At 67.6% G+C, this 26,224-nt stretch carries 23 protein-coding genes and 1 tRNA gene; 20 read left to right on the forward strand and 4 right to left on the reverse strand.

Features of this window, described 5'->3' with window-relative positions; all coding sequences use genetic code 11:
* Positions 1–82 precede the first annotated feature (82 nt).
* The 16 genes from P0084_RS17620 (at position 83) to P0084_RS17695 (ending at position 19,031) form a co-directional block, all read left to right on the forward strand.
* Complete coding sequence (locus P0084_RS17620) at positions 83–670, forward strand: uracil-DNA glycosylase family protein (protein ID WP_308918201.1); 588 nt, start codon at positions 83–85, stop codon at positions 668–670.
* 55 nt (positions 671–725) lie between these two features.
* Positions 726–801: transfer RNA gene (locus P0084_RS17625), tRNA-Trp, on the forward strand.
* Positions 802–873: 72 nt separating this feature from the next.
* Entirely contained in the window at positions 874–2,940 is a 2,067-nt protein-coding gene (locus P0084_RS17630; protein ID WP_308918223.1) for a methyl-accepting chemotaxis protein, read from the forward strand.
* Positions 2,941–3,028: 88 nt separating this feature from the next.
* The gene (gene secE, locus P0084_RS17635) at positions 3,029–3,217 is read left to right on the forward strand and encodes a preprotein translocase subunit SecE (protein ID WP_308918202.1); all 189 of its coding nucleotides are present in this window, start codon (positions 3,029–3,031) and stop codon (positions 3,215–3,217) included.
* A gap of 159 nt (positions 3,218–3,376) precedes the next feature.
* Positions 3,377–3,910 carry a transcription termination/antitermination protein NusG gene (gene nusG, locus P0084_RS17640; protein ID WP_308918203.1) on the forward strand — a complete coding sequence of 178 codons (534 nt, stop codon included), beginning with the start codon at positions 3,377–3,379 and terminating at the stop codon, positions 3,908–3,910.
* Positions 3,907–5,091: a hypothetical protein gene (locus P0084_RS17645; protein ID WP_308918204.1), complete on the forward strand. Its 1,185-nt coding sequence runs from the start codon at positions 3,907–3,909 to the stop codon at positions 5,089–5,091. Before nusG ends, P0084_RS17645 begins: the two co-directional genes overlap by 4 nt.
* Positions 5,092–5,248: 157 nt before the next feature.
* Positions 5,249–5,698, forward strand: coding sequence for a 50S ribosomal protein L11 (gene rplK, locus P0084_RS17650; RefSeq protein ID WP_308918205.1), 450 nt, complete (start codon positions 5,249–5,251; stop codon positions 5,696–5,698).
* The gene (gene rplA / locus P0084_RS17655; RefSeq protein ID WP_308918206.1) at positions 5,698–6,399 is read left to right on the forward strand and encodes a 50S ribosomal protein L1; all 702 of its coding nucleotides are present in this window, start codon (positions 5,698–5,700) and stop codon (positions 6,397–6,399) included. The genes rplK and rplA overlap by 1 nt, the downstream gene beginning before the upstream one ends.
* Positions 6,400–6,529: 130 nt before the next feature.
* Positions 6,530–7,267, forward strand: a complete 738-nt coding sequence (locus P0084_RS17660; protein ID WP_308918207.1) for a hypothetical protein — start codon at positions 6,530–6,532, stop codon at positions 7,265–7,267.
* 273 nt (positions 7,268–7,540) lie between these two features.
* Positions 7,541–8,059 carry a 50S ribosomal protein L10 gene (rplJ, locus tag P0084_RS17665; RefSeq protein WP_308918208.1) on the forward strand — a complete coding sequence of 173 codons (519 nt, stop codon included), beginning with the start codon at positions 7,541–7,543 and terminating at the stop codon, positions 8,057–8,059.
* Between the two features lie 78 nt (positions 8,060–8,137).
* A complete protein-coding gene (rplL, locus tag P0084_RS17670; protein WP_308918209.1) occupies positions 8,138–8,518 on the forward strand; it encodes a 50S ribosomal protein L7/L12 in 381 nt (126 codons plus the stop codon).
* A gap of 380 nt (positions 8,519–8,898) precedes the next feature.
* Positions 8,899–13,041, forward strand: coding sequence for a DNA-directed RNA polymerase subunit beta (gene rpoB / locus P0084_RS17675; RefSeq protein ID WP_308918210.1), 4,143 nt, complete (start codon positions 8,899–8,901; stop codon positions 13,039–13,041).
* A 31-nt stretch (positions 13,042–13,072) separates the two neighbouring features.
* Positions 13,073–13,231, forward strand: coding sequence for a hypothetical protein (locus P0084_RS17680; protein ID WP_308918211.1), 159 nt, complete (start codon positions 13,073–13,075; stop codon positions 13,229–13,231).
* An 11-nt stretch (positions 13,232–13,242) separates the two neighbouring features.
* Positions 13,243–13,509, forward strand: coding sequence for a type II toxin-antitoxin system HicB family antitoxin (locus P0084_RS17685; RefSeq protein WP_308918212.1), 267 nt, complete (start codon positions 13,243–13,245; stop codon positions 13,507–13,509).
* Between the two features lie 9 nt (positions 13,510–13,518).
* Positions 13,519–17,754, forward strand: coding sequence for a DNA-directed RNA polymerase subunit beta' (gene rpoC / locus P0084_RS17690; protein WP_308918213.1), 4,236 nt, complete (start codon positions 13,519–13,521; stop codon positions 17,752–17,754).
* Positions 17,755–17,954: 200 nt separating this feature from the next.
* A complete protein-coding gene (locus P0084_RS17695) occupies positions 17,955–19,031 on the forward strand; it encodes an acyltransferase family protein (protein WP_308918214.1) in 1,077 nt (358 codons plus the stop codon).
* Between the two features lie 67 nt (positions 19,032–19,098).
* Here P0084_RS17695 and P0084_RS17700 read toward each other — a convergent pair whose 3' ends face one another.
* The 4 genes from P0084_RS17700 to P0084_RS17715 are packed head-to-tail and all read right to left on the reverse strand — an operon-like array spanning position 19,099 to position 21,414.
* On the reverse strand, positions 19,099–19,464 hold the full coding sequence (locus tag P0084_RS17700; protein ID WP_308918215.1) for a hypothetical protein: 366 nt from the start codon (positions 19,462–19,464) through the stop codon (positions 19,099–19,101).
* A complete protein-coding gene (locus P0084_RS17705; RefSeq protein WP_308918216.1) occupies positions 19,461–20,150 on the reverse strand; it encodes a hypothetical protein in 690 nt (229 codons plus the stop codon). Before P0084_RS17705 ends, P0084_RS17700 begins: the two co-directional genes overlap by 4 nt.
* Complete coding sequence (locus P0084_RS17710) at positions 20,147–20,866, reverse strand: hypothetical protein (RefSeq protein ID WP_308918217.1); 720 nt, start codon at positions 20,864–20,866, stop codon at positions 20,147–20,149. Before P0084_RS17710 ends, P0084_RS17705 begins: the two co-directional genes overlap by 4 nt.
* A 20-nt stretch (positions 20,867–20,886) precedes the next feature.
* Positions 20,887–21,414: a hypothetical protein gene (locus P0084_RS17715; protein WP_308918218.1), complete on the reverse strand. Its 528-nt coding sequence runs from the start codon at positions 21,412–21,414 to the stop codon at positions 20,887–20,889.
* A gap of 181 nt (positions 21,415–21,595) precedes the next feature.
* On the opposite strand from P0084_RS17715, the gene P0084_RS17720 reads away from it, so the two are divergent.
* From P0084_RS17720 to fusA, 4 genes are all read left to right on the forward strand, one after another.
* Positions 21,596–22,480: a DMT family transporter gene (locus P0084_RS17720; protein WP_308918219.1), complete on the forward strand. Its 885-nt coding sequence runs from the start codon at positions 21,596–21,598 to the stop codon at positions 22,478–22,480.
* A 367-nt stretch (positions 22,481–22,847) separates the two neighbouring features.
* Entirely contained in the window at positions 22,848–23,219 is a 372-nt protein-coding gene (gene rpsL / locus P0084_RS17725) for a 30S ribosomal protein S12 (RefSeq protein ID WP_308918220.1), read from the forward strand.
* Positions 23,220–23,347: 128 nt separating this feature from the next.
* Positions 23,348–23,818, forward strand: a complete 471-nt coding sequence (gene rpsG, locus P0084_RS17730) for a 30S ribosomal protein S7 (RefSeq protein WP_308918221.1) — start codon at positions 23,348–23,350, stop codon at positions 23,816–23,818.
* An 84-nt stretch (positions 23,819–23,902) separates the two neighbouring features.
* Positions 23,903–26,029: an elongation factor G gene (gene fusA / locus P0084_RS17735; RefSeq protein WP_308918222.1), complete on the forward strand. Its 2,127-nt coding sequence runs from the start codon at positions 23,903–23,905 to the stop codon at positions 26,027–26,029.
* Positions 26,030–26,224: the final 195 nt, after the last annotated feature.

Here is a 26,224-nt window from a genome sequence, read left to right on the forward strand (position 1 = left end):
CCCCGGTCCCACCGACGCCGCCGACCTTTCCGCCGCACCGCAGCGAAAACGCCCGTGGAACGGCCGACCCCGACGCGATGCCATGCCCGGCACCCTCCTGAACGACCCCGCCGTCGCGGCGGCCCGTCTCGCGCACCTGAACGACCCGCATATGCGCCCCCTCGCGGCCTATTGCGCCGGTCTGCGGGCAACCGGGGGAACCGTTCCGGACATGGACCCGCTCGACGGCGGCACGGCGGCCCGTCTCCTCCTGCTGCTCGAGAAGCCCGGCCCCGCCGCGGCGCGCGCGGGCATCGTCAGCTTCGACAACGACAGTCCGACCGGCGCGGCCGCCCGGCGGTTCCGCGACCGCGCCGGCATCCGTCGCGACCGGGTCGTCGTCTGGAACGTCGTGCCCTGGTGGAACGGCACGATCCGCTTCACCGCGGCCGAACGCAGGGCGGGCCTGACCGTGCTGCCGGCCTTCCTGGCGCTGTTTTCCGACCTGCGGGGGGCCGTCACCGTGGGGCGGCAGGCGGCTACCGCCCGCGACATGCTGACGCGACACGGGCTGGACGTCCACGCCTGCGCCCATCCCAGCCCGCAGGTGCGGGCGGCCTTCCCGGACCGCTGGGCCGCGATCCCGGACGTCTGGGCGCGCGCGGCCGCCGCCGCGGGGGCCGATCGCTAGGGCGCGTTCCCCCTTGCACCCGCGGGTGCTCCGACATATTCCCGGCATCGCCTGCAGGGGTATAGCTCAGTTGGTAGAGCAGCGGATTCCAAATCCGCAGGCCGCGGGTTCGAATCCTGCTGCCCCTGCCAGGCCACCGCGTCGAAATCGTTCCTTAAGGTTCGGTCCCTACGCGTGGCGTCATGCCATCCGAGAGCGTGACCATGCCGACCTCCGACGCCGCCAGCCCCCCGCCGAAGACCGAGGTCCGCGACCGCAAGGCGCGCGGGTCCGGCCCGATGCGCCGCCTGGGCGGACTGCACCAGACCCTTGCGGGAAAGGTGTCGATCCACCTGTGCGTGTTCATGACGATCTATCTGGTCGCGGCCCTGGTGGTGAACGCCTACGTCGATCGGAGCTACTTCACGGACCGCGCCGTGGCGGAGGCGGAGGCCCGGTTGCCGGGTCTGGCCCGGTCGTTCGCGATCCTGCTGGAGGACGGCGCGACCGATGCCGTGCAGGACGAAGCCCGCGCCGTGGTCGAGAATTGGGGCGACGGCGTGCTGGGGCTGCAAGTGCTCGACGCCGAAGGGAACAGGCTGGTGCGCGCGCACGCTGCCGACGCCCCGGACGAGGTGAAGCCGCTGCCCTTCGACCTTCTGGTCGCGAATCTGGACGGACGACCGGCGATCGCGGACAGCGACGGGACCGCCATCTACGGGTTCGCCCCCATCGTCGCCGCGGGGGACCGGACCGTGATCGGCTACGTCGGCGTGGCCTACGCCCTGGATCCGATCGAGGCGCCGTTGTTCTTCCTCCTGCAGAAGGGGATCCTGCTGATCCTGATCTCCATCCCGGTGGTCTATTGCTTGGTTACGTTCACCATGTTCACCCGGGTCAGCCGCCCCCTGCGTCAGGCCGTCCGCGCGATGACCGAGGTGGCGGGCGACCGCATCGACGTGGCGCTTCCCCAGACCGACATCCGCGAGATCAAGCAGATGAATCGCGCGATGACGCAGTTCATGGAAAGCAGCGCCGAGAAGGTGGCCATCGCCAAGCGCAGCGCCCGGGCGGAGGCGGAGGCCGCCCGCCTCCAGCGCGAGCAGGCCGAGGCGGAGGCGCAGGAACGCGAGCGTCGCATCGAGGAGGAGCGCGTCGAGCGCGAGGCCGCGGAGGCCGCCCGTCAGCGGGAGCTCGCGCTGCTGCGTGACCTGGAGGACGTCATCACGGGCGCCGCCGCGGGCGATTTCGCCCGGCGGATGCAGGCCCGGGACGGAGCCGCCGACATCGGCGCGGAGGTCAGCGTCCCCCGCCTGGTGAACACCCTGCTCGAACGCGTGCAGGGCGGCGTGGCCGACGTGTCCCGCGTCCTGTCCCGGTTGGCGGAAGGCGACGTGTCGGCGCGGATGCAAGGCACGTTCGAAGGCGAGTTCGCGGCCCTGCAGACGGCGGTGAACACCGCGGCGCGCCAGCTCGACGACACCCTGGCGGAGGTGTCGCGTCGGGCCAACGACGTGATGGGCGACAGCAGCGACCTGACCGCCGCCGCCACCGACTTGTCCGGCCGGACGGAGCGTACGGCCGCCACGGTCGCGGAAACGACCCGCGCCCTGGAGGAGATGGTGTCCTCCATCACCGCGACCGCGGCCCTTGCGACGGAAGCGTCCGGATCGGCCGCGGAGGCCGAACGCGAGGCCCGCGAAAGCGACGCCGTCGTGCGCGACGCCATCCAGGGCATGGAGGAGATCAAGGACCTGTCCGGCAAGATCGGAAAGACCCTGGACATCATCGACGACATCGCCTTCCAGACCAACCTGCTCGCGCTCAACGCGGGCGTGGAGGCGGCGCGCGCCGGGCCCGCGGGCCGAGGCTTCGCCATCGTCGCCTCCGAGGTGCGCGCGCTGGCCCGCAAGGTCGCGGAGGCCGCGCAGCAGATCGGGACCCTGGTCCACACCTCGTCGGAGCGGATCGAGGATGGCGTGGGCCGGGTCGGGCGGACGGGCGACACCCTGGAGACGCTGGGCCGTCAGGTCCGCCGCATCGGCGCCCAGGTGCAGGAGATCTCGGACGCGGCCCAAGCCCAGTCCTCGGGCGCCGCCGAGATGAGCCTGTCGATGTCGCAGATCGACCAGGCCACGCAGGAGAACGCCGCCATGTTCGAGGAGACGACGGCCGCGAACCAGTCTCTGAAGGCCGCGGCATCCAGCATGCTGGGCCTGATGCGCAACTTCCGTACCACGGAAACGCGCGAGGACGCCGACTGGGACGGGGCGGACAGCCGCACCGCCTGAACGGGCGGCGACGGGTTCCGGGCACATGCGCTTGCGCGCCGCCCCCGGCTGTCATACCTGACGGCCCACACAAGCGGAGGCGCGCGCCATGGCGAACCCGATCCAGTTCATCCAGCAGACCCGGTCCGAGGTCGCCAAGATCGTGTGGCCCACCCGCCGCGAGGTCACGCTGACGTCGATCATGGTGTTCCTGCTGGCGATCGCGGCGGCGGCGTTCTTCTTCTTCGTCGACTTCCTGATCCGGACCGGCCTGGCCGCGGTTCTGGAAGCGTTCTAGGGCGCCGGCCGGACGCCCGCGGCCCTTGAACTCGGGGGGCGCGGCGGTTAGGGGAGACGCCGGTTCATGGGCGCGCGCGGTACAGGCGGCGCGCCCGTTTCATTTTCACGACCGGGATTCCCAGGCGGGGTCCGCCGGGCGCAGCGGGAAGACGACGAGATGGCGAAGCGGTGGTATTCGGTCAGCGTCCTGTCCAACTTCGAGAAGCGCGTCGCGGAACAGATCCGCACCGCCATCGAGGAACAGGGCCTGGAGGAGCAGATCGAGGAGGTCCTCGTCCCCACCGAGGAGGTGATCGAGGTCCGCCGCGGCAAGAAGGTGACGTCCGAGCGCCGCTTCATGCCCGGCTACGTCCTCGTGCGCATGGAGATGTCCGACGAGGGCTATCACCTCATCAACTCGATCAACCGAGTGACCGGCTTCCTGGGCCCCCAGGGACGCCCGATGCCCATGCGCGACGCGGAGGTGAACCAGATCCTCAACCGCGTCCAGGAGGGCGAGGATGCGCCGCGCAGCCTGATCACCTTCGACGTGGGCGAGAACGTGAACGTGGTCGACGGTCCGTTCGAAGGCTTCTCCGGCCAGGTGGAGGAGGTCGACGACGACGCGCAGTCGCTGAAGGTCTCGGTCTCGATCTTCGGTCGCGCCACGCCGGTCGAGCTGAAGTTCACGCAGGTGTCCAAGGCTGCGTGACGGACGACGCCGCGGCCGCTTCCCTCGCCTCGGCGCTGGATCGGGTCGAGGTCCTGCTCGACGGGCCGCCGGTCTTGCCGGACGCCCTTCGCGACGCACTGTGCGACGTGGTGCGGGCCCGCCATCCTTACCCCGATGCCGACGCCTTCGCTCGGATCGTCCGCGTCGCCGGGCGCGTGGCCGGGATCGACGGTCCGCCCCTGCGGCTCGCGGAAGGGCCGGACCGACACGCGGCGGCGCGATTGGGATGGACCGCGTCCGAGTTGCTGGAGGAGTGCTTCCATGACCGGGGAAGCCACGCCCGCGACTTCATCGAATGGGACATCCGTCGGTCCCTCGCCCTGATCCGGCCGCAGCGTGACGGGATCCGGGATCATCACGTCCCGCGCATGCATGTGCCTGTCGACTTGCAACACGCGCGCTCCCTGATGACCCCCTGGCTCGATCACCTGGCCGCCGCCTCCGGGGAAGGGGGGATCGCTCACATCCGTTTCGCATGGAACGCGCTGACCCGCCCGCAACCCCCGTTCGACCGGGTGGTCCGGGACTGGTTGGACGCTCTCGGGAAGGGGGAAGGGGAGGCGATCGATCGAGCCATGGCCCTGCATGCCATGCACGGGGAGGGGGCCCAGCGATTGTCGCCGGACGAGCTCGAACGGGACGTCCTGTCGCAACTGGCCGATCCCCATCCGATGGTGGCGGCGCATGCCGCCCGCGTCCTCGGCGGATACATGGCGATGCCCGAACGGATCCTGGGCACGCCGCCTGCCTGGATGGACGTCATCGCCCGCATCGCCGCCCTTCCGGACGCGAACCGGCGCCCCGTGGCGGGCGGCTTCCTGAACGGAACGGACCTGGGCATGGAGGGCCTCTACGTTCCGTTCCGCGAGGCCGGTGTCGCGGATGCGGCGGTGGAGGACTGGGCCATCGGCATCGCCGCGGTCGATTCCCCCGACCCGGCCTATCCGGGGAGCCAGTCGTTCTGGTTCCCGTTGCATGAGGCGTGGTCGCAGCGGCCGGACCTGGGGCATCGGTTGATCGACGTCGGCGACCGACGGCTGGCCTATATGTGCGCGACCGAGGACCACCCCCTGACGGACGCGATGCGCCCGGTCCTCGAACGGCTGGCCGAGGGCACGGACGAGATCGCGCGGGAGGCGGCCTCCCAGCTGGAACGCTAGCGCGACGCGCCGCTTGCATCCGGGCCGCGCCCGTCCTATCCGCCCGCCTCGCCCCTCGGGGCAGCGTGGGAGGCCGGCCGGTCGCGTCCGGCGGCCCGACCACGGCTGAACGGATCGCGCGTCGCGTCGCGCGATCGGCACATGAAGGAGCATGCCGATGGCCAAGAAGCTGGTCGGAACGATGAAGCTGCAGATCCCTGCAGGCAAGGCGAACCCGTCGCCGCCCGTGGGCCCCGCCCTGGGTCAGCGCGGGATCAACATCATGGAGTTCTGCAAGGCGTTCAACGCCAAGACGCAGGAGATGGAGCCGGGCGCGCCCTGTCCGACGGTGATCACGTATTACCAGGACAAGTCCTTCACCATGGACATCAAGACGCCGCCCGCGTCGTACTTCCTGAAGAAGGCCGCCGGCCTGAAGCCCGTGGGCAAGCGCAACCGCCCCCGCGGCGCCGAGAAGCCGGGGCGTGAGACGGTCGCCACCGTTACGGTGAAGCAGGTCCGCGAGATCGCCGAGGCGAAGATGAAGGACCTGTCCGCCAACAGCGTGGACGAGGCCATGAAGATCATCGTGGGGTCGGCGAACTCCATGGGCATCGAGGTGAAGTGATGGCGAAGCTCGGTAAGCGTGCGAAGGCCGCGAAGGCCGCATTCGAGGGCCGCGAGAACGTCTCGGTCGAGGACGCGGTATCACTCATCAAGGAACACGCCAACGCGAAGTTCGATGAGACGGTCGAGATCGCGATGAACCTGGGCGTCGATCCCCGCCATGCCGACCAGATGGTCCGCGGCGTCGTCAGCCTGCCCAACGGGACCGGCAAGAACGTTCGCGTCGCCGTCTTCGCCCGCGGCCCGAAGGCCGACGAGGCGAAGGAAGCCGGGGCCGACATCGTCGGCGCCGAGGACCTGATGGAGACGATCCAGGGCGGCAAGATCGACTTCGATCGCTGCATCGCCACGCCCGACATGATGGCCATCGTGGGTCGGCTGGGCAAGGTGCTGGGCCCCCGCAACCTGATGCCGAACCCCCGCGTGGGCACGGTGACGATGGACGTGGCCCAGGCCGTGAAGGACGCGAAGGGCGGCCAGGTCCAGTTCAAGGCCGAGAAGGCGGGCGTCGTCCATGCCGGTATCGGCAAGGCGTCGTTCGACGCGGGCAAGCTGCGCGAGAACGTGCTGGCCTTCGTCGAAGCCGTGAACAGGGCCAAGCCCGCCGGTGCGAAAGGCACCTACATGAAGAAGGTGTCGCTGTCGTCCACGATGGGTCCGGGCGTCACCGTCAACGTCGAGAGCGCGACGGGCAACGCCTGATCGCCGATGGCATGCGGCGTTCGCAGGGGGGCGCGTCCGAAGGGGCGCGCCCCCTCCGTTCGGGCCGCCGACACGAAGCCGTCCCGCTTTGCGGATGGCTCCCGCCAGGGGGGACGGATACCGTGATCCGATGAACGGCCTCTTCTCCGGTTTGCCTGCCGCCATCACGCCCCTGGCCGTCCGCATCACCCCCTTGGGCGTCGTCGCCACGCTGCTCGCGATCGATCTGGTCTTCGCTTTCCTCTACGTGTTCGGCGGCCTCTATGCGCTCTATGGCGCGCACGGGGTTCCCGAACTGCTACACATCGGCAGCCCGGTCTCGCTCGCGGCCCCCTACATGTACGCGAAGTTCGCGGTCGCCGCCTTCATCCTTCGGCAGGCGGGTCGGCGGTGGCGGGCGCGCTGGACGCTTCCGTTGGCGGTCGCGTGCTTCGTGCTCTTCGTCGACGACGCGTTCGAGATCCATGAGGAGCTGGGCGGCGTGATCGCACGCGTCCTGGATTACGGTCCGATCCTGAACCTGCGCGAGAAGGACGGGGGCGAGCTGACCATGATGGTGGTGATGGCCGCCATCGTGTTTAGCGCGACGGCCCTGGCGTGGCTGCGCGCGCCGGCCCCGTCCCGGCGCTATCCGACCGTGTTCGCCGTCCTATTCGTCACCCTGGGCCTCGTCGGCGGCGTGGCCGACATGCTGGGCATCATGGCCAGGGGGCTTCCGTTCTACGACGTGAAGGTCGGCGCCGCGACGACGCTGTTCGAGGACGGGGGAGAGATGGTGGTGGCCACGCTCATCGTGGGGTTCGCCGTCCTGACGGCCGCGGCCCTGGCCCGCGACGGCACGCAAGGACGGCCACCCGTCCGGGCCTGACGGGCCGTCGCCGCAAATCGGGGCTTTACACCGCGTCCCCCTCGCACTAAACGCCGCTCGCGCCGCGCGGTCCTCGGACCACGGGGCGCAGTCGTCCGAGACGGCGGGTGGCCCCCCCGGGGCCGTAATCCCTGCCCGAGACGGGAAGTCATAGACGATCTCCGGCCGTTCGGCTGGGCCGTCGCAGTGCGACCCGTAAGGACTTGCCCCTGGAGCGTTCGTTCCGGGGGAATCGAGCCCGGAGGGTCCGCCCTCCGAAACTGGAGTGTAACTGTGGACAGAGCCCAGAAAGAGAAGGTCGTCGAGGAACTCGGCCAAATCTTCGAAACGTCGGGCGTCGTGGTGGTCAGCCGCTACGAAGGTATGACGGTGGCCGAGATGCAGGACCTGCGTTCGCGTATGCGCGAAGCCGGGGGTTCCGTGCGGGTCGCCAAGAACAAGCTCGCCAAGATCGCCGTGGACGGGAAGGCTGTCAGCAGCATTTCCGAATACCTGACGGGGATGACGGTGCTCGCCTATTCCGAGGATCCCGTCGCCGCGGCGAAGGTGATCGACGGCTACGCCAAGGACAACCAGAAGCTGGTGATCCTCGGCGGCGCCATGGGCGACACCGCGCTCGACGTCGAAGGCGTCAAGTCGGTGGCTCAGCTGCCGTCCCGCGAGGAGCTGATCGCGTCCGTGGTCGCGGCCATCGGCGCCCCGGCGAGCAACATCGCAGGCGCCGTCGGCGCCCCGGCGAGCAACATCGCCTCCATCCTCTCCACCATTGAGGAGCGGGGCGAAGCCGCCTGACCGGCGGCGGACGTCCATCATGCCTTCGTCGCGGGATGCCCCCGTGCCGGACCCCAACCAAACCGAATGGAAAAGCAAATGGCTGATCTCAAAGCACTGGCCGAACAAATCGTCGGCCTGACCCTCCTGGAAGCCCAGGAACTCAAGACGATCCTGAAGGACGAGTACGGGATCGAGCCCGCCGCCGGCGGCGCGGTGATGATGGCCGGCCCCGCCGACGGCGCCGGTGGCGCCGCCGCCGAGGAGCAGACCGAGTTCGACGTGATCCTGAAGGCCGCCGGCCCCAACAAGATCAACGTCATCAAGGAAGTCCGCGCCATCACGGGCCTGGGCCTGAAGGAAGCCAAGGACCTGGTCGAGGCCGGCGGCAAGGCCGTCAAGGAAGGCGCCGACAAGGCCGAGGCCGAGGAGATCAAGGGCAAGCTGGAAGCCGCCGGCGCGGAAGTCGAGCTGAAGTGATCGGATCGGCGCCTGTGGCGCCGGGCCGATCGCCCCGGACCTGATCCGGGGTCCCGAAGGACGTGGGCGCCCGCATGCGTGGGGGCGCCCATTCCCATGCAGACTGGGGCTTGCGCCCGCGCCGGGAATCGCTATGTGGGGGGCTTCGCTGGAACCTTTGGAGGGGTGATCGAACGGGCGCGTGCTTTCGCGGCCGATTTTTTCGTCCGACACCGACCGCCCTGTCCGAACGCCGCCATCGCCGCGACGTTCCGACAGGTCGGCCGTTCGATCCGGGCGCGCCGTCGTGGGACGCGGCGCTGGTATGGGATCGAAGGCTTGCAATGACGCCCGCGCCGCGGACCCGGCGGCGCGCGCGTCGACGAGAGGACCGTATCCGCATGGCTCAGACGCAGGCGTCTTCGAAGAGAATCCGTCGTTACTTCGGCAAGATCCGGGAAGTCCTGGACATGCCGAACCTGATCGAGGTGCAGAAGTCGTCCTACGACCTGTTCCTGCGCTCCGGCGACGCGGACACGCCCTCGGAGGGCGAAGGCCTGATGGGCACGTTCCAGTCGGTCTTCCCGATCGAGGACTTCAACGGCACCGCGCGGCTCGAGTTCGTCTCCTACGACCTGGAGAAGCCCAAGTACGACGTGGAGGAATGCCAGACCCGCGACATGACCTACTCGGCCCCGCTGAAGGTCACGCTGCGCTTGATCATCTTCGACATCGACGAGGACACGGGCGGCAAGTCGGTCCGCGACATCAAGGAGCAGGACGTCTTCATGGGCGACATGCCCCTGATGACGCCCAACGGCACGTTCATCGTGAACGGCACCGAACGGGTCATCGTCTCGCAGATGCATCGCAGCCCCGGCGTGTTCTTCGACCACGACAAGGGCAAGACCCATTCGTCCGGCAAGCTGCTGTTCGCCTGCCGGATCATCCCCTATCGCGGGTCGTGGCTGGACTTCGAGTTCGACGCCAAGGACCTGGTGTTCTGCCGCATCGACCGCCGCCGCAAGCTGCCGGTGACGACGCTCCTCTATGCCCTCGGCATGGACCAGGAGGGGATCGTCAACGCGTATTACGACACCGTCACCTACACCCATCGCCGGGGCGAGGGCTGGGCCACGAAGTTCTTCCCCGAACGCCTGTCCGGCAGCCGCCCCGCCATGGACGTGATTGACGCCGCCACGGGCGAGGTCGTGGTGGAGGCCGGTAAGAAGGTCACCCCCCGCCAGGTCAAGAAGCTGCGCGAGGACGGCAACGTCACTGAAGTGCTCGTGCCGTTCGACGCGATCGTGGGCCGGTTCGCCGCCCGCGACATCATCGACGAGGAGACCGGCGCCATCTTCGTGGAGGCCGGCGACGAGCTGACCTGGGAGGTCGGCAAGGACGGCGAGGTTTCCGGCGGCACCCTGAAGGAGTTGCTGGACGCGGGCATCGACGACATCCCCGTGCTCGACATCGACATGGTCAATGTCGGCCCCTACATCCGCAACACCCTGGCCGCGGACAAGAACGTCAGCCGCGAGACCGCGCTGATGGACATCTACCGCGTCATGCGCCCGGGCGAGCCCCCCACCGTCGATGCCGCGCAAACCCTGTTCGACCAGCTGTTCCGCGACTCCGAGCGCTACGACCTGTCCGCCGTGGGCCGGGTCAAGATGAACATGCGCCTCGACCTGGACGCGGAGGACACCGTCCGCACCCTGCGCGACGCCGACATCATGGCCTGCATCAAGGCCCTGGTCGAGCTTCGCGACGGACGGGGCGAGATCGACGACATCGACCACCTGGGCAACCGCCGCGTGCGGTCGGTGGGCGAGCTGATGGAGAACCAGTACCGCGTGGGCCTCCTGCGGATGGAGCGCGCAATCAAGGAGCGCATGTCGTCGGTCGAGATCGACACCGTTATGCCCCAGGACCTGATCAACGCGAAGCCGGCCGCCGCGGCCGTGCGCGAGTTCTTCGGCTCCAGCCAGCTGTCGCAGTTCATGGACCAGACCAACCCCCTGTCGGAAGTGACGCACAAACGCCGCCTGTCGGCCCTGGGACCGGGCGGGCTTACGCGTGAAAGGGCTGGCTTCGAGGTTCGCGACGTCCACCCGACGCATTACGGCCGGATGTGCCCGATCGAGACGCCGGAAGGGCCGAACATCGGCCTGATCAACTCGCTCGCCACCTTCGCGCGCGTGAACAAGTACGGCTTCATCGAGACGCCCTACCGCCGGGTCGAGGACGCGAAGGTCACCGACGACGTGGTCTACATGTCCGCCACGGAGGAGATGCGCCACACCGTGGCCCAGGCCAATGCTGGCTTGGACGCGGAGGGGCGGTTCACCAACGAGCTGGTCAGCACCCGGAAGTCCGGCGACTACACTCTGGGCCCGCGCGAGAGCGTGGACCTGATCGACGTCAGCCCAAAGCAGTTGGTCTCCGTGGCCGCGGCCCTGATCCCGTTCCTGGAGAACGACGACGCGAACCGCGCGCTCATGGGGTCGAACATGCAGCGTCAGGCGGTGCCGCTCCTGCAGGCCGATGCCCCCTTCGTGGGCACGGGCATGGAGGCCGTGGTCGCCCGCGATTCGGGCGCGTCCATCATGGCGCGCCGCGGTGGCGTGATCGACCAGGTCGACGCCCAGCGCATCGTGGTCCGCGCGACGGAGGATCTGGAGTTGGGCGACGCGGGCGTCGACATCTACCGCCTGCGCAAGTTCCAGCGCTCCAACCAGAACACCTGCATCAACCAGCGCCCGCTGGTGAAGGTGGGCGATACCGTGGGCAAGGGTCAGGTCCTGGCCGACGGTCCCAGCACCGACATGGGTGAGCTGGCGTTGGGCAAGAACGTGGTCGTCGCGTTCATGCCGTGGAACGGCTACAACTACGAGGATTCGATCCTCATCTCCGAACGCGTCGCGCGCGACGACGTCTTCACCTCGATCCACATCGAGGAGTTCGAGGTCGCGGCCCGCGACACCAAGCTGGGCCCGGAGGAGATCACGCGCGACATCCCCAACGTGGGCGAGGAGGCGCTGCGCAACCTCGACGAGGCCGGCATCGTCTATATCGGCGCCGACGTCGAACCCGGCGACATCCTCGTGGGCAAGATCACCCCCAAGGGCGAATCCCCCATGACGCCGGAGGAGAAGCTCCTGCGCGCCATCTTCGGCGAGAAGGCGTCCGACGTCCGCGACACGTCGTTGCGGGTGAAGCCGGGCGATTACGGCACCGTGGTCGAGGTCCGCGTCTTCAACCGCCACGGGGTGGAGAAGGACGAGCGCGCGCTCCAGATCGAGCGCGAGGAGATCGAGCGCCTGTCCCGCGACCGCGACGACGAGCGCGAGATCCTGGACCGCAACATCTATGCCCGTCTGCGCGGCATGATCGAGGGCAAGCAGGCCGTGAAGGGTCCCAAGGGCGTGAAGGCCGGGACCACGATCGACGCGTCCCTTCTGGACGGTCAGTTGTCGCGCGGCCAGTGGTGGCAACTCGCGCTGGAGGACGAGGGGGAGGCCCGCGAGGTCGAGGCCCTGAACGACCAGTACGAGATCCAGAAGCGCGCGATTGAGGCCCGGTTCGAGGACAAGGTCGAGAAGGTCCGCCGCGGCGACGACCTGCCGCCGGGCGTCATGAAGATGGTCAAGGTCTTCATCGCGGTGAAGCGCAAGCTTCAGCCGGGCGACAAGATGGCAGGCCGCCACGGCAACAAGGGCGTCATCTCGAAGGTCGTTCCGATGGAGGACATGCCGTTCCTGGGCGACGGGACGCCGGTGGACTTCGTGCTCAACCCGCTGGGCGTGCCCAGCCGCATGAACGTGGGCCAGATCCTGGAAACCCACATGGGCTGGGCCGCGCGCGGCCTGGGGATCAAGATCGACGACGCGCTCGACGACTACAAGCGCAACGGCGACATGACCCCCGTGCGCGAAGCGATGCGCATCGCCTATGGCGAGGAGGCCTACGAGGAGGCGATGGCGTCGATGGACGACGACGCGCTGCTGGAATCGGCGCAGACCGTGACCCGGGGCGTTCCCGTGGCCACCCCGGTCTTCGACGGCGCCAAGGAAGCCGACGTGGACGACGCGCTGACGCGGGCGGGCTTCGACACGTCCGGCCAGTCGGACCTGTTCGACGGCCGCACGGGGGAGCAGTTCAGCCGTAAGGTGACGGTGGGCGTCAAGTACCTGCTGAAGCTGCACCACCTCGTGGACGACAAGATCCACGCGCGGTCCACCGGCCCCTACAGCCTCGTCACCCAGCAGCCCCTGGGCGGCAAGGCGCAGTTCGGCGGCCAGCGCTTCGGCGAGATGGAGGTCTGGGCGCTCGAAGCCTACGGCGCGGCCTATACTTTGCAGGAGATGCTGACGGTGAAGTCCGACGACGTAGCCGGCCGGACGAAGGTCTACGAGTCCATCGTCAAGGGCGAGGACAACTTCGAGGCCGGCGTCCCGGAATCGTTCAACGTCCTGGTCAAGGAGGTCCGGGGCCTGGGCCTGAACATGGAGCTCCGCGATTCCGAAGGCGACGAGGAATGACGCCTGCGTGAAGCGACGGGACATTCTTAGAATGCTCACGGCTGCCGGCCTTCGATTGGAGGAGGGCGGCAGCCACACCAAAGTCTATCGCGGTGATACGTTCGTCGCCGTGGTATCCCGACAGAGGGAAATCAGCGAACGGATCGTTCGCGAGATCGAGAAGCAAACCGGCGTCCAGCTGCGCCGATAAGGAGGAAAGCCATGGCCCATGTTTTCTATCCTGCGGTTCTGTTCGAGCCGGACGACACCGGCTGGTGGGGCGTCACCGTCCCAGGGATCAACGTGAACGCGCAAGGCGAATCCCGCGAAGCCGCCCTGACCGAAGCCGCCGTCATCCTGCAGGAGGTCATCGACGATTTGACCGCCGCCGGTCGGGACGTCCCCGAACCGGGCACGCTGGATGACCCCGATTACGACGAGGGCACGGCAGTCATGCTGCACGCTGCCAAGCCTGAACTCGCTGCTTAGGAATACCTGATGAACCAGGAACTGACGAACAACCCGTTCAACCCGATCGCGCCGCAGAAGGTGTTCGACGAGATCAAGGTATCCTTGGCCTCGCCCGAACGGATCCTGTCGTGGTCCTACGGCGAGATCAAGAAGCCGGAGACGATCAACTACCGGACGTTCAAGCCCGAGCGTGACGGCTTGTTCTGCGCGCGCATCTTCGGTCCGATCAAGGACTACGAATGTCTGTGCGGCAAGTACAAGCGCATGAAGTACCGCGGCGTCGTGTGCGAGAAGTGCGGGGTCGAAGTGACGCTGCAGAAGGTCCGGCGCGAGCGGATGGGGCACATCGAGCTGGCCTCGCCGGTCGCGCATATCTGGTTCCTCAAGTCGCTGCCGTCGCGCATCGGCCTGATGCTGGACATGACGCTGCGCGACCTGGAACGCATCCTCTACTTCGAGAACTACGTCGTCATCGAGCCGGGCCTGACCGACCTGGCCTATGGTCAGCTGATGACGGAAGAGGAGTACATGGACGCGCAGGACGCCTATGGCGCCGACGCGTTCTCCGCCAACATCGGTGCCGAAGCCATCCGCGACATGCTGTCGAACATCGACCTGGAGGCCGAGGCCGCGCAGCTGCGCGAGGATCTGAAGGAGGCGACGGGCGAGCTGAAGCCGAAGAAGATCATCAAGCGCCTGAAGATCGTCGAAAGCTTCATCGATTCCGGCAACCGTCCCGAATGGATGATCCTGACGGTGATCCCCGTGATCCCGCCCGAGCTGCGCCCGCTGGTGCCGCTCGACGGCGGCCGGTTCGCGACGTCGGACCTGAACGACCTGTACCGCCGCGTCATCAACCGCAACAACCGCCTCAAGCGGCTGATCGAGTTGCGCGCGCCCGACATCATCGTGCGCAACGAGAAGCGGATGCTCCAGGAATCCGTCGACGCGCTGTTCGACAACGGCCGTCGCGGTCGGGTCATCACGGGCGCCAACAAGCGGCCCCTGAAGTCGCTCAGCGACATGCTGAAGGGCAAGCAGGGTCGCTTCCGTCAGAACCTGCTGGGCAAGCGCGTCGACTTCTCCGGCCGATCCGTGATCGTGACGGGCCCGGAGCTCAAGCTGCACCAGTGCGGCCTGCCGAAGAAGATGGCGCTCGAACTGTTCAAGCCGTTCATCTACTCCCGCCTGGAAGCCAAGGGCCTGTCCTCCACCGTGAAGCAGGCCAAGAAGCTGGTCGAGAAGGAGCGCCCGGAGGTCTGGGACATCCTCGACGAGGTGATCCGCGAGCATCCCGTGCTGCTGAACCGCGCGCCCACGCTGCACCGCCTGGGCATCCAGGCGTTCGAGCCCGTGTTGATCGAGGGCAAGGCGATCCAGTTGCACCCGCTGGTCTGCTCCGCGTTCAACGCGGACTTCGACGGCGACCAGATGGCCGTCCACGTGCCCCTGTCGCTGGAAGCGCAGCTGGAAGCGCGCGTCCTGATGATGTCCACCAACAACGTGCTGTCGCCGGCCAACGGCGCGCCGATCATCGTGCCGTCGCAGGACATGGTCCTGGGCCTCTACTACGTCACGATGGAGCGTGACGGCATGAAGGGCGAGGGCAAGATCTTCGGCTCCACGGACGAGGTCGAGCAGGCCCTGACCGCGGGCGAGGTCCACCTGCACGCCAAGATCAAGTGCCGGGTCCCGCAGATCGACGACATGGGCGAGGAGGTCGCGCAGGTCTTCGACACCACGCCCGGCCGCGCCCGCCTGGGCGCGCTGCTGCCGCTGAACGCGAAGGCGCCGTTCGACCTGGTCAACCGTCTGCTGCGCAAGAAGGAGGTGCAGCAGGTCATCGACACCGTGTATCGCTATTGCGGGCAGAAGGAGTCGGTCATCTTCTGCGACCAGATCATGACGGTGGGCTTCCGCGAGGCGTTCAAGGCCGGCATCAGCTTCGGCAAGGATGACATGGTCGTGCCCGATGCGAAGTGGCCCATCGTGGAGCAGACGCGCGAGCAGGTGAAGGAGTTCGAGCGCCAGTACATGGACGGCCTGATCACCCAGGGCGAGAAGTACAACAAGGTCGTGGACGCCTGGTCGAAGTGCAACGACAAGGTCACCGACGCCATGATGACCACCATCTCCACGTCCGGCCGCGACGCCGACGGGGCGGAGGCGGAGCCCAACTCCGTCTACATGATGGCCCATTCGGGTGCGCGCGGCTCGGTCACGCAGATGAAGCAGCTGGGCGGGATGCGCGGCCTGATGGCCAAGCCCAACGGCGACATCATCGAGACGCCGATCATCTCGAACTTCAAGGAAGGCCTGACCGTGCTGGAGTACTTCAACTCCACCCACGGCGCGCGCAAGGGCCTGTCGGACACCGCGCTCAAGACCGCGAACTCCGGCTACCTGACCCGCCGCCTCGTCGACGTGGCCCAGGACTGCATCACCCGGGAGGAGGATTGCGGCACCGAGATGGCGATCACCGCCAAGGCCGCCGTCAACGACGGCGAGGTCGTGGCCACCCTGGCCGAACGCGTGCTGGGGCGCGTCGCCGCCGACGACGTCCTGGCGCCCGGCACCGACGAGGTGCTGGTCGAGCAGGGCGAGCTGATCGACGAGCGCAAGGCCGACGCCATCGACCAGGCCGGCGTGCAGTCCATGCGGATCCGCAGCCCCCTGACCTGCGAGTCGGAGGAGGGCGTCTGCGCCCAGTGCTACGGCCGCGACCTGGCGCGCGGCACGCGCGTCAACATCGGCGAGGCGGTCGGCATCATCGCCGCCCAGTCCATCGGCGAACCGGGCACCCAGCTGACGATGCGGACCTTCCACATCGGCGGCGTGGCCCAGGGCGGGCAGCAATCCTTCATGGAAGCGTCGGCGGAGGGCACGGTGCGCTTCTCGAACGCCAACACGCTGGTGTCGGAAGCCGGCGCCATGCTGGTGATGGGCCGCAACATGACGTTGCACATCGACGGCCCCGACGGGGAGGAGCGGGCCAGCCACAAGCTGGGCTACGGCACCTCGGTGTTCGTCAAGGAAGGCGAATCCGTCGCACGCGGCGCCAAGCTGTTCGAATGGGACCCCTTCACCCTGCCGATCATCGCGGAAGCCGACGGCCGGGCGAAGTTCGTCGACCTCTACGACGGCGTGTCCGTCCGGCAGGAAACCGACGACGCGACCGGCATGACCCAGAAGATCGTGGCCGACTGGCGCTCCGCCCCCAAGGGCAGCGACCTGAAGCCGGAGGTCATCGTCGTGGGCGAGGACGGCGAACCCGTCCGCAAGGAGGACGGCAACCCCATCACCTATCCGATGTCGGTGGACGCGATCCTGTCGATCGAGGACGGCCAGATGGTGAAGGCCGGCGACGTCGTCGCGCGCATCCCGCGCGAGGGCGCCAAGACCAAGGACATCACGGGCGGCCTGCCGCGCGTGGCCGAACTGTTCGAGGCGCGCCGGCCCAAGGACCACGCGATCATCAACGAGCAGGATGGGACCGTGCGGTTCCAGAAGGACTACAAGAACAAGCGCCGGATCCAGGTCGTCCCCGCGGACGACAGCCAGGAACCCGTCGACTACATGGTCCCCAAGGGCAAGCACATCCCCGTGCAGGAAGGCGACTTCGTCCAGCGCGGCGACTACATCATGGACGGCAATCCCGCGCCGCACGACATCCTGCGCATCCTGGGGGTGGAGGCCCTGGCCGACTACCTGATCGACGAGGTGCAGGACGTCTATCGACTGCAGGGCGTGAAGATCAACGACAAGCACATCGAGGTGATCGTCCGTCAGATGCTCCAGAAGCTGGAGGTGCTGGACAGCGGGGACACGACCCTTCTGAAGGGCGAGCACATCGACAAGGCCGAGTTGATGGAGGCCAACGAGAAGGCCGAGAAGCGGGGCGACCGTCCCGCGCGCGCGGAGCCGATCCTCCTGGGCATCACCAAGGCGTCGCTGCAGACCCGCAGCTTCATCTCGGCCGCGTCCTTTCAGGAAACCACGCGCGTGCTGACCGAAGCCTCCGTCCAGGGCAAGCGCGACAAGCTGGTGGGCCTGAAGGAGAACGTGATCGTCGGCCGCCTGATCCCGGCCGGCACGGGCGGGGCGACCACCCGCGTCCGCACCATCGCGCAGGACCGCGACAACGTCGTGATCGAGGAGGCCCGCGCGGAGGCGGAGGCCGCGGCCGCCCTGGCCGCGCCGACGCAGACGGCGGACGACGTCTTCGGCGAGGACACCTCGGTGGAGACCGCCGAGAACGACTGACGGCCCGACGGCGATCGGACCGCGGGACGCACGCCCCGCCCGGGACACCGGGCGGGGCGTTCGCGTTTCCGCGACCCGCAGCGCCGAAGGCGGCCAGGGGCCGTTAATGACCCCGGGTAATTTTGCGTTCCCGAATCGGCGGGTCTCCGCTATCGATGCGCGAATATCTGCCTAAGTCATTCGGATCGGCGCGCGACATCATGGTCGAGACATCCACCGCCGCCATGGCACCCCACCGCCGCATCGACAGCGTCCAGGCCCTGCGCTTCGTCGCGGCGCTGCTGGTCGTGTTCTATCACCTGCCCAAGCCCGGCGGGGACGGGCAGGGGCCGACCCTGGCGACGATGGGGCATTGGGGCGGCTACGGCGTGGACGTCTTCTTCGTCATATCGGGCTTCATCATCGCCTATTCGGCCACGCGCCGCGACGCGTTCTCGGCGGCGGCGTTCCTGCGCGACCGGGTCGACCGCATCTATCCGGTCTACTGGGTCGTCCTTCTGGCGACGGTCGCGATCTCGTTGCTGCAAAGCAATCTGGGCATGGCCAATGCGACGGCCGATCTGCTCACGCCCTTGGGCTATCTCACCTCGATCCTCCTGCTGCCCCTGCCGCACCAGATCATCCCGGTCGCCTGGACCCTGGGGATGGAGATGACGTTCTACCTGCTCTTCGCCCTGGGCTTCCGGTTCGGGGGCCTGCGTGGGGCCGCGGTGCTGGTGGCGGCCTGGTACGCCACCGCCGTCGCGCATGCCCGGGCCGATGCGCCGTGGCAGGACGGAACCTTCGTGTTCCTGCTGCATTCCATCAGCCTGGAATTCCTGTTCGGCATGGGGATCGCCACGCTCCACGCCCGCGGTCGGATGCCGGCGGGCGGATTGGCCCTCGCTGCGGGCCTGGCCCTGACGCTTCTGATCATGCCCGAATGGGCCGCGTTGCCGGCGATCGACCTGCCGCGCGAGATCCGCGCCGGCATCCCCGCCGCGCTGATCGTGTACGGCACCGTCGCGCTGGCGTTCCGAACCCCCCGCTGGCTCGTCCTGGGGGGCGAGGCGAGCTATGCGCTCTACCTGACCCACACCTTGGTGCTGGCGATCGTGGGCAAAGCCACGGCCGGCGTGCTGGGCATCCCGCTGGGAAGTTCCGTGCTCCTGCAGATCGGCGCCGTCCTCGCCAGCATCGCCGCATCCCTGGTCGTGCTGGTGCTGGTGGAACGCCCCCTGCGCGGCCTCCTCCGCCCCGGCCCCTGGCGCCCCCGCTGGCCCCTGCGACCGGCCTGAGGGGGCGATCGGGTCGGCCCCGCCGACCTGCGGGACGCATCCATCGAACGAGCCCTATGCGACCCGTTCAGCGGGCGCCCGACGGCTCGCGCGGGGGTGGGGCGGTTCCGCGCAGTGCCAGGGACACGCTGCGCGCGCGGGCCTCCGGCGAAGCGGTGTCGTTCCCGATGACGTGCAACGCGTGATCGCGATCCGCCTGCGGCAGCAGGGCGGGCGATGGGGAGATCATTGCCTCCACGATGCAGGCGATGTCGACGGGCTCCCAGATTCCCGCATCCTCGCAGAAGCGCACGACCTCGCGGACGGACAGGGCGAGGTAGGACCGCGGAACGGTGCCGTAATGCTCGGCATGCCGTTCGGCGATCGCCGTGGCAAGCGCGGTCACCTGGCGGTGCGACGCGTTCGTGACCGGGTTCCACCGCGCGGCGCTCATGCCCGTACGATCCCCCCGCAAGCCCGCCGCAGGCGATCGGCGCACGCGGTGGGCATCCCTGCGACGACCCTCCGTGCCGCCGCCGCCATCAAGCCTTGGTGGATCGTATGGATCAGCGGCGCTAACGGACTTTGCGCGGCATGGATGTCGGCGTTCCGGGCTAGGATCGCCCGGTCCCAATCGCTGAAGCGTGCCTCGTCGATCGCGGCATCCACGTCGAAGACCGCGTCCATCAGGGCGTCGGACGCGTCGGCATCGATCGCCCCATGCAGCAACGCGGCATAGCTGGCGGCATCTGGACGTCCGTCGCGTATGGCGATGTCGGCCTCTGCCAGAAGCGCCGGATCGCCCAGGGGTGCCAGGGGCCAGCTTCGGCCGTTGGTCGGGCGCGCCGGGGTCGCGAACGCGTCGTCTACCCAGGCGACGAAGGACGTCCTCGCATCGACGGAACGATCGTCGTGACCCGCGCGATCCAGCGCGTCCGCGATCGCCCTGCGCAGGTGCAGTGGAGGATGACCGGCGGCAACGACATCGCGGTTCCGCAGGATCGCGTCTCGGGACGCCGAACGCAGAATGTCGGGATCGTGGTCCGGCAAGGCCAATCGCACCAGCCCATCGGCCAAGTCCTGGCTGAAGACGAAGGTCGCCGTGCCCCAATGCGCCCGGTCCAGATCCTCGGCGTTCATCGCACGGCGGTCAGCGGTCCCAGGACGCGGCCCTCTGGCATCCAGACGCCCCGTCGATCGATCAGGGCCTGCGCGCCTTGCCGCAAGGCTTCGTGCGGAAAGTGGTCGGGAAACGGATGATCACGGATCGCGCGGCGCAAACCTTCGCCCTGGTTCGCGAACTTCAGGGCCAGGAAGGGATCATTTCCCCGTTGCCGATCGAACAGGACGAACTCGTAGGCCTGGTGCATCCGCTTGTCCCAGTCGGTCAACGGGGCCGACCGGGCCTCTTCGATCGCCTCGACGAAGCCCGCCTCGTCCGTCTCCCGCTCTCGCGTCGCCAGGAAGTCCTGCACGGCCGCCACCTCCTCGGCCGTCAGGTCCATGCCCGACCAATCGCTATGCGGTAGGATGAAGTAATCCAACGCGATCAGCCAACCGGACAGATCGACATCTGGGGGGTGAGGGCCGGTGAAGCAGTTGAACAACCATGATAGCCAAGTTTCACGCTGAGGGCCGGGCAGGGTAGCCTTTGCATAGTCGACCGTCGCATTCCACATTCTTGGTTCATACTCGGGGGCGAATTCCGAATACTCGACCGCCTCCTTGAGGAACGTATGCATGGCAAAGCTGCCATCGTTCGGCGGTACCTGCAGCCGCGGATAGAGCGGTTTGGCCGCATCCAAAGCCAGACGGCTGATCAACTTGCCAGGATTGGTGTGATCTGGATCGTTCATCGTAGCAGGTAATCCAGCAACTAAGGAACGAGGAGGTTGGGTACGAATGACGGTGGGAACAATAAGGACGGCAACATTCGTACTGCCCTGTAGCCGAGATAGCCCAAACCCACTCCGCCTACCACGGCAGCAGCGTCGCCCGCCGGACTGCCGGTCAAACCCTCGTAGGATCTCGAGTTATTTGCTCTCCAATCATCTCTCGTCGGCAGCCCACGGGTTGCCCAACGCCAACCATCGGATGGTACCGGTGATCCGCCATTGGGTGGTCCGCCGCATCCCCGCGCTTCGTGTTCATGTAGATGGTCGCGGAGATTGTCCTGCTGTTTCTCGATCGTTCCCTGGTGCTTGTTCCAGGTCGGTGTTCCAGGTGCCTCCGCACCCGATCCGACCTGCTCGGCCCAATGCTGCTTCAGTCCCTTCTCGCCCGACTTATGGGGTGCATGCTCGTTGAGGAGTTTATCAATCGCACGCGACAGGCATTCGCAGATGTTGCCGATGCAGTTCTGCAGCGTCCGGTGCAGCTTGTTGCCCTCGATGTTCCGGATCATCGGCATTCGCATGGATCGGCCCTCCCTTGCTTCGGAGATACCGGAGGTGCCGACATCCGGCAATCGGATCTCCTCGCCGGGGCGGCGGTTCCCCGGACGTCCACCACACCCACCCCCGCAACCCCGCGCATACGCGGCGGCACCCTTCCCCCCGCCGCCTGCGCATGCGACGCCTCGCGCCATGATGGACAACCTGCGCGGCGCGGTCCTGATGATGGGATGCATGGCCGCCTTCACCTTCAACGACGCGTCGATCAAGTGGCTGGCCCAGGACATGCCGACCTTCCAGGTCGTCGTCTTGCGCGGGGTGCTGGCGATCGCGTTGCTCGTGGGGCTGGCCCACGTCACCGGCGCCCTGCGCCGACCCGTGCCCCGCGCCGACTGGGGCCCCGCGCTGGGCCGGTCGCTGGCGGAGGCTGCGGCCTTCCTGCCCTTCGTCCTGGCGCTGCCGCACCTGCCGCTCGCCAACATCGTGGCCATCCTGGCGGCGATCCCCCTGACCCTGACGGCCGCGGGCGCGGTGTTTCTGGGCGAACGGGTCGGCTGGCGGCGCTGGACCGCGATCGGCGTGGGGCTGGTGGGCGTGCTGCTGATCGTGCGGCCGGGGATGGGGGATTTCGACCCGTGGTCCCTGGCCATCGTCCTGACGGTGATCCTGGCGACCGTGCGCGACCTCGTCACCCGCCGCCTGTCGCCCGCGGTCCCCAACCTGAAGATCGCCGTGCTGACGGCCGTGGTCATCACCCTGATGGGCGGCGTGCTGACGCTGGGCGAGACCTGGGCGACGCCGACGCCCCGGCAGGGCGCGGTGCTGGTCTTCGCGGCCTGCTGCATCCTGGCGGCCTACACGTTCTCCATCGGGGCGATGCGGGTGGGCGAGGTCGCGGTGGTCACGCCGTTCCGATACACCTCCATGATCTGGGGCCTGCTGCTGGGCTTCGCCGTGTTCGCGGAGGTCCCGGACGCCACGACCCTGCTGGGCGCCGCGATCATCGCCGCGACCGGCATCTACACCCTTTGGCGCGAAGCGCGGGTGCCGCAACCGCGGGCGACGGGACCACGCTGACGGCTCCGCGTGCCGGCCCCGCGGCACGGAGCGCGCGTCCCTGTCGAATCCGACCCACCGTACGGTGCGGTAGGGCGTTTCGTATGCACGGGGGGTGTACGGGGGGTGTACGGGGGGTGCACGCCCGGTCCGGTGCCGTTGACACCGCGCAACACGGCGTTTAGGACGCGCGCAATCCGGCTGGGGGACCTCTCCCGGGCGGGTCAGCCATATGCCATGGGGCACGTGCCGGGATACTGCTTCCCGCCACCGCTGCGACCAACCGCAAACGTCCAGGTCGGTATTCCGGGCGTCTGCGGCCATCGGTGTTTGAATGACCCGTCTGCGCCGTTTTACCGAACGAAACGAACAGCATACGGGAAGCCACATGCCCACCATCCAGCAGCTGATCCGCAAGCCGCGGCAGCCCAAGGTCAAGCGCTCCAAGTCGCTGCACCTGGAATCCTGCCCCCAGAAGCGCGGCGTCTGCACGCGCGTCTATACCACGACGCCCAAGAAGCCGAACTCCGCCATGCGCAAGGTCGCCAAGGTCCGCCTGACCAACGGCTACGAGGTGATCTCCTACATCCCCGGAGAAAGCCATAACCTTCAGGAACATAGCGTCGTCCTGATCCGCGGCGGCCGCGTGAAGGACCTTCCCGGCGTCCGCTACCACATCCTGCGCGGTGTGCTCGACACCCAGGGCGTCAAGGACCGCCGCCAGCGTCGCTCCAAGTACGGCGCGAAGAAGCCGAAGTAGGTCTGCGGCCCGCTTCGCCCCGGCCTTCGTGCCGGGGCTCCGATGGTCCTGGTGGACCGCCCGTTCCACGCTCCGATACGTCCGGTCCGATGCCGGTGCGGATCGAATACAACAAAAGGTGACACCCCATGTCCCGCCGCCACGCCGCCGAGAAGCGCGAAGTCCTGCCCGACGCCAAGTACGGCGACAAGGTCCTGACGAAGTTCATGAACAACCTGATGTTCGACGGCAAGAAATCGACCGCCGAGCGGATCGTCTACAATGCCATGGACCGGGTCGAGTCCAAGCTGAAGCGATCCCCGATCGAGGTCTTCACGGAATCGCTCGACAACATCAAACCCTCGGTGGAGGTCCGGTCCCGCCGCGTCGGCGGTGCCACCTACCAGGTCCCCGTCGAGGTCCGCCCCGAGCGCCGCGAGGCCCTCGCCATCCGCTGGCTCATCAAGGCCGCCCGGGCCCGCAACGAGAACACGATGGAAGAACGTCTGGCCGCCGAGCTGATCGACGCCGTCCAGTCCCGTGGTTCCGCCGTGAAGAAGCGCGAAGACACGCACAAGATGGCCGATGCGAACAAGGCGTTCAGCCACTACCGTTGGTAGGGTCGAGCCCCCATATCATCCGTTGACACGGGGGTCCGTCCGGGGCCCCCGCATCCATTTCTCCCTCTATCAGAGGTATGCCTCATGGCCCGCGACTATCCGCTGCAACGCTACCGCAACTTCGGCATCATGGCCCACATCGATGCCGGCAAGACGACGTGCTCCGAGCGCATCCTCTTCTATACCGGCAAGTCCCACAACATCGGCGAGGTGCATGACGGCGCCGCCACGATGGACTGGATGGAGCAGGAGCAGGAGCGCGGCATCACCATCACGTCCGCCGCGACGACGACCTTCTGGCAACGCCAGGAGGAGCCGACCGCCGACGGCACGTCCGACACCAAGTACCGGATGAACATCATCGACACGCCCGGCCACGTCGACTTCACCATCGAGGTGGAGCGTTCGCTCGCCGTGCTCGACGGCGCGATCTGCGTGCTCGACGCCAACGCCGGGGTGGAGCCCCAGACGGAGACGGTGTGGCGTCAGGCCGACCGCTACAAGGTCCCGCGCATCGTCTTCGTCAACAAGATGGACAAGATCGGCGCCGACTTCTTCAACTGCGTCCGCATGATCGAGGACCGGACCGGCGCGAAGGCCGTGCCCGTCGCCCTGCCCATCGGCGCGGAGAACGAGCTGGAAGGCCTGATCGACCTCGTGACCATGGAGGAATGGGTCTACAAGGGCGAGGATCTCGGCGCGTCGTGGGAGAAGAACCCGATCCGCGACGAGTTGAAGGCCCAGGCCGACGAATGGCGCGGCAAGATGATCGAGGCCGCGGTCGAGATGGACGACGATGCGATGGAGGCGTACCTGATGGACGCCGCCGAGCCCGACGTCGACGCGCTGCGCAAGCTTCTGCGCAAGGGCACGCTGTCGCTGTCCTTCGTGCCCGTCCTCGGCGGGTCGGCGTTCAAGAACAAGGGCGTGCAGCCCTTGCTCAACGCGGTCATCGACTACCTGCCGTCGCCGCTCGACGTCGTCGACTACATGGGCTTCCGCCCCGACGACGAGACCGAGACGCGCAACATCCCCCGCCGGGCGGATGACGCGATGCCGTTCGCCGGCCTGGCGTTCAAGATCATGAACGATCCCTTCGTGGGCTCGCTCACCTTCACGCGCGTCTATTCGGGCAAGCTCGAGAAGGGCGACACGCTCCAGAACACGACCAAGGGCAAGAAGGAACGCGTCGGGCGCATGATGATGATGCACTCGAACAACCGCGAGGAGATCACGGAGGCCTTCGCGGGCGACATCATCGCGTTGGCCGGCCTGAAGGACACGACGACGGGCGACACCCTGTCGGATGCGAACGATCAGGTCGTGCTGGAAACGATGACCTTCCCCGATCCCGTGATCGAGATCGCGGTCGAGCCCAAAACGAAGGCCGACCAGGAGAAGATGTCCCAGGGCCTGCAGCGCCTGGCCGCGGAGGATCCGTCCTTCCGGGTCGAGACGGACATCGAATCCGGCCAGACGATCATGAAGGGCATGGGCGAACTGCACCTCGACATCCTGGTCGACCGCCTCAAGCGGGAGTTCAAGGTGGAGGCCAACATCGGCGCCCCGCAGGTGGCGTATCGCGAGACGATCGGCCACGAGGTGGAGCATACCTATACCCACAAGAAGCAGTCGGGCGGCTCGGGTCAGTTCGCCGAGGTCAAGCTGCTGATCTCGCCGACGGAACCGGGCGAGGGCTACTCGTTCGAATCCAAGATCGTGGGCGGTGCCGTGCCGAAGGAATACATCCCCGGCGTCGAGAAGGGCATCAACTCGGTCATGGACAGCGGTCCGCTGGCGGGCTTCCCCGTCATCGACTTCAAGGTCCAGTTGCTCGACGGCAAGTTCCACGACGTCGACTCGTCGGTCCTGGCCTTCGAGATCGCGGCCCGGATGTGCATGCGCGAAGGCATGCGCCGGGCGGGCGCCAAGTTGCTGGAGCCCGTCATGAAGGTCGAGGTCATCACGCCGGAGGAATACACCGGCGGGATCATCGGTGACCTGACGTCGCGCCGGGGTCAGGTGAACGGGCAGGACACGCGGGGCAACGCGATCGCGATCGACGCCTTCGTGCCGCTGGCCAACATGTTCGGCTACATCAACACCCTGCGTTCCATGTCGAGCGGTCGGGCCCAGTTTACGATGCAGTTCGACCACTACGATCCGGTCCCGCAGAACATCTCGGAAGAGATCCAGGCCAAGTTTGCGTGACCTGAAAGGTCACGCACCCCGGACTTGATCCGGGGCCTTGCGGAGCTGGGCTGAACGGCTCCGCGTGCATCCCCATTTCGCGGTCATTGACCGTAGGGCGGGGTTCGCCCCGTTACACCAACGAAGAAAGGAGACCTTCCATGGCGAAGGCGAAGTTCGAGCGTAACAAGCCGCATGTGAACATTGGCACGATTG

This window comes from Jannaschia maritima, assembly GCF_030973515.1.
Lineage (GTDB): Bacteria > Pseudomonadota > Alphaproteobacteria > Rhodobacterales > Rhodobacteraceae > Jannaschia > Jannaschia maritima.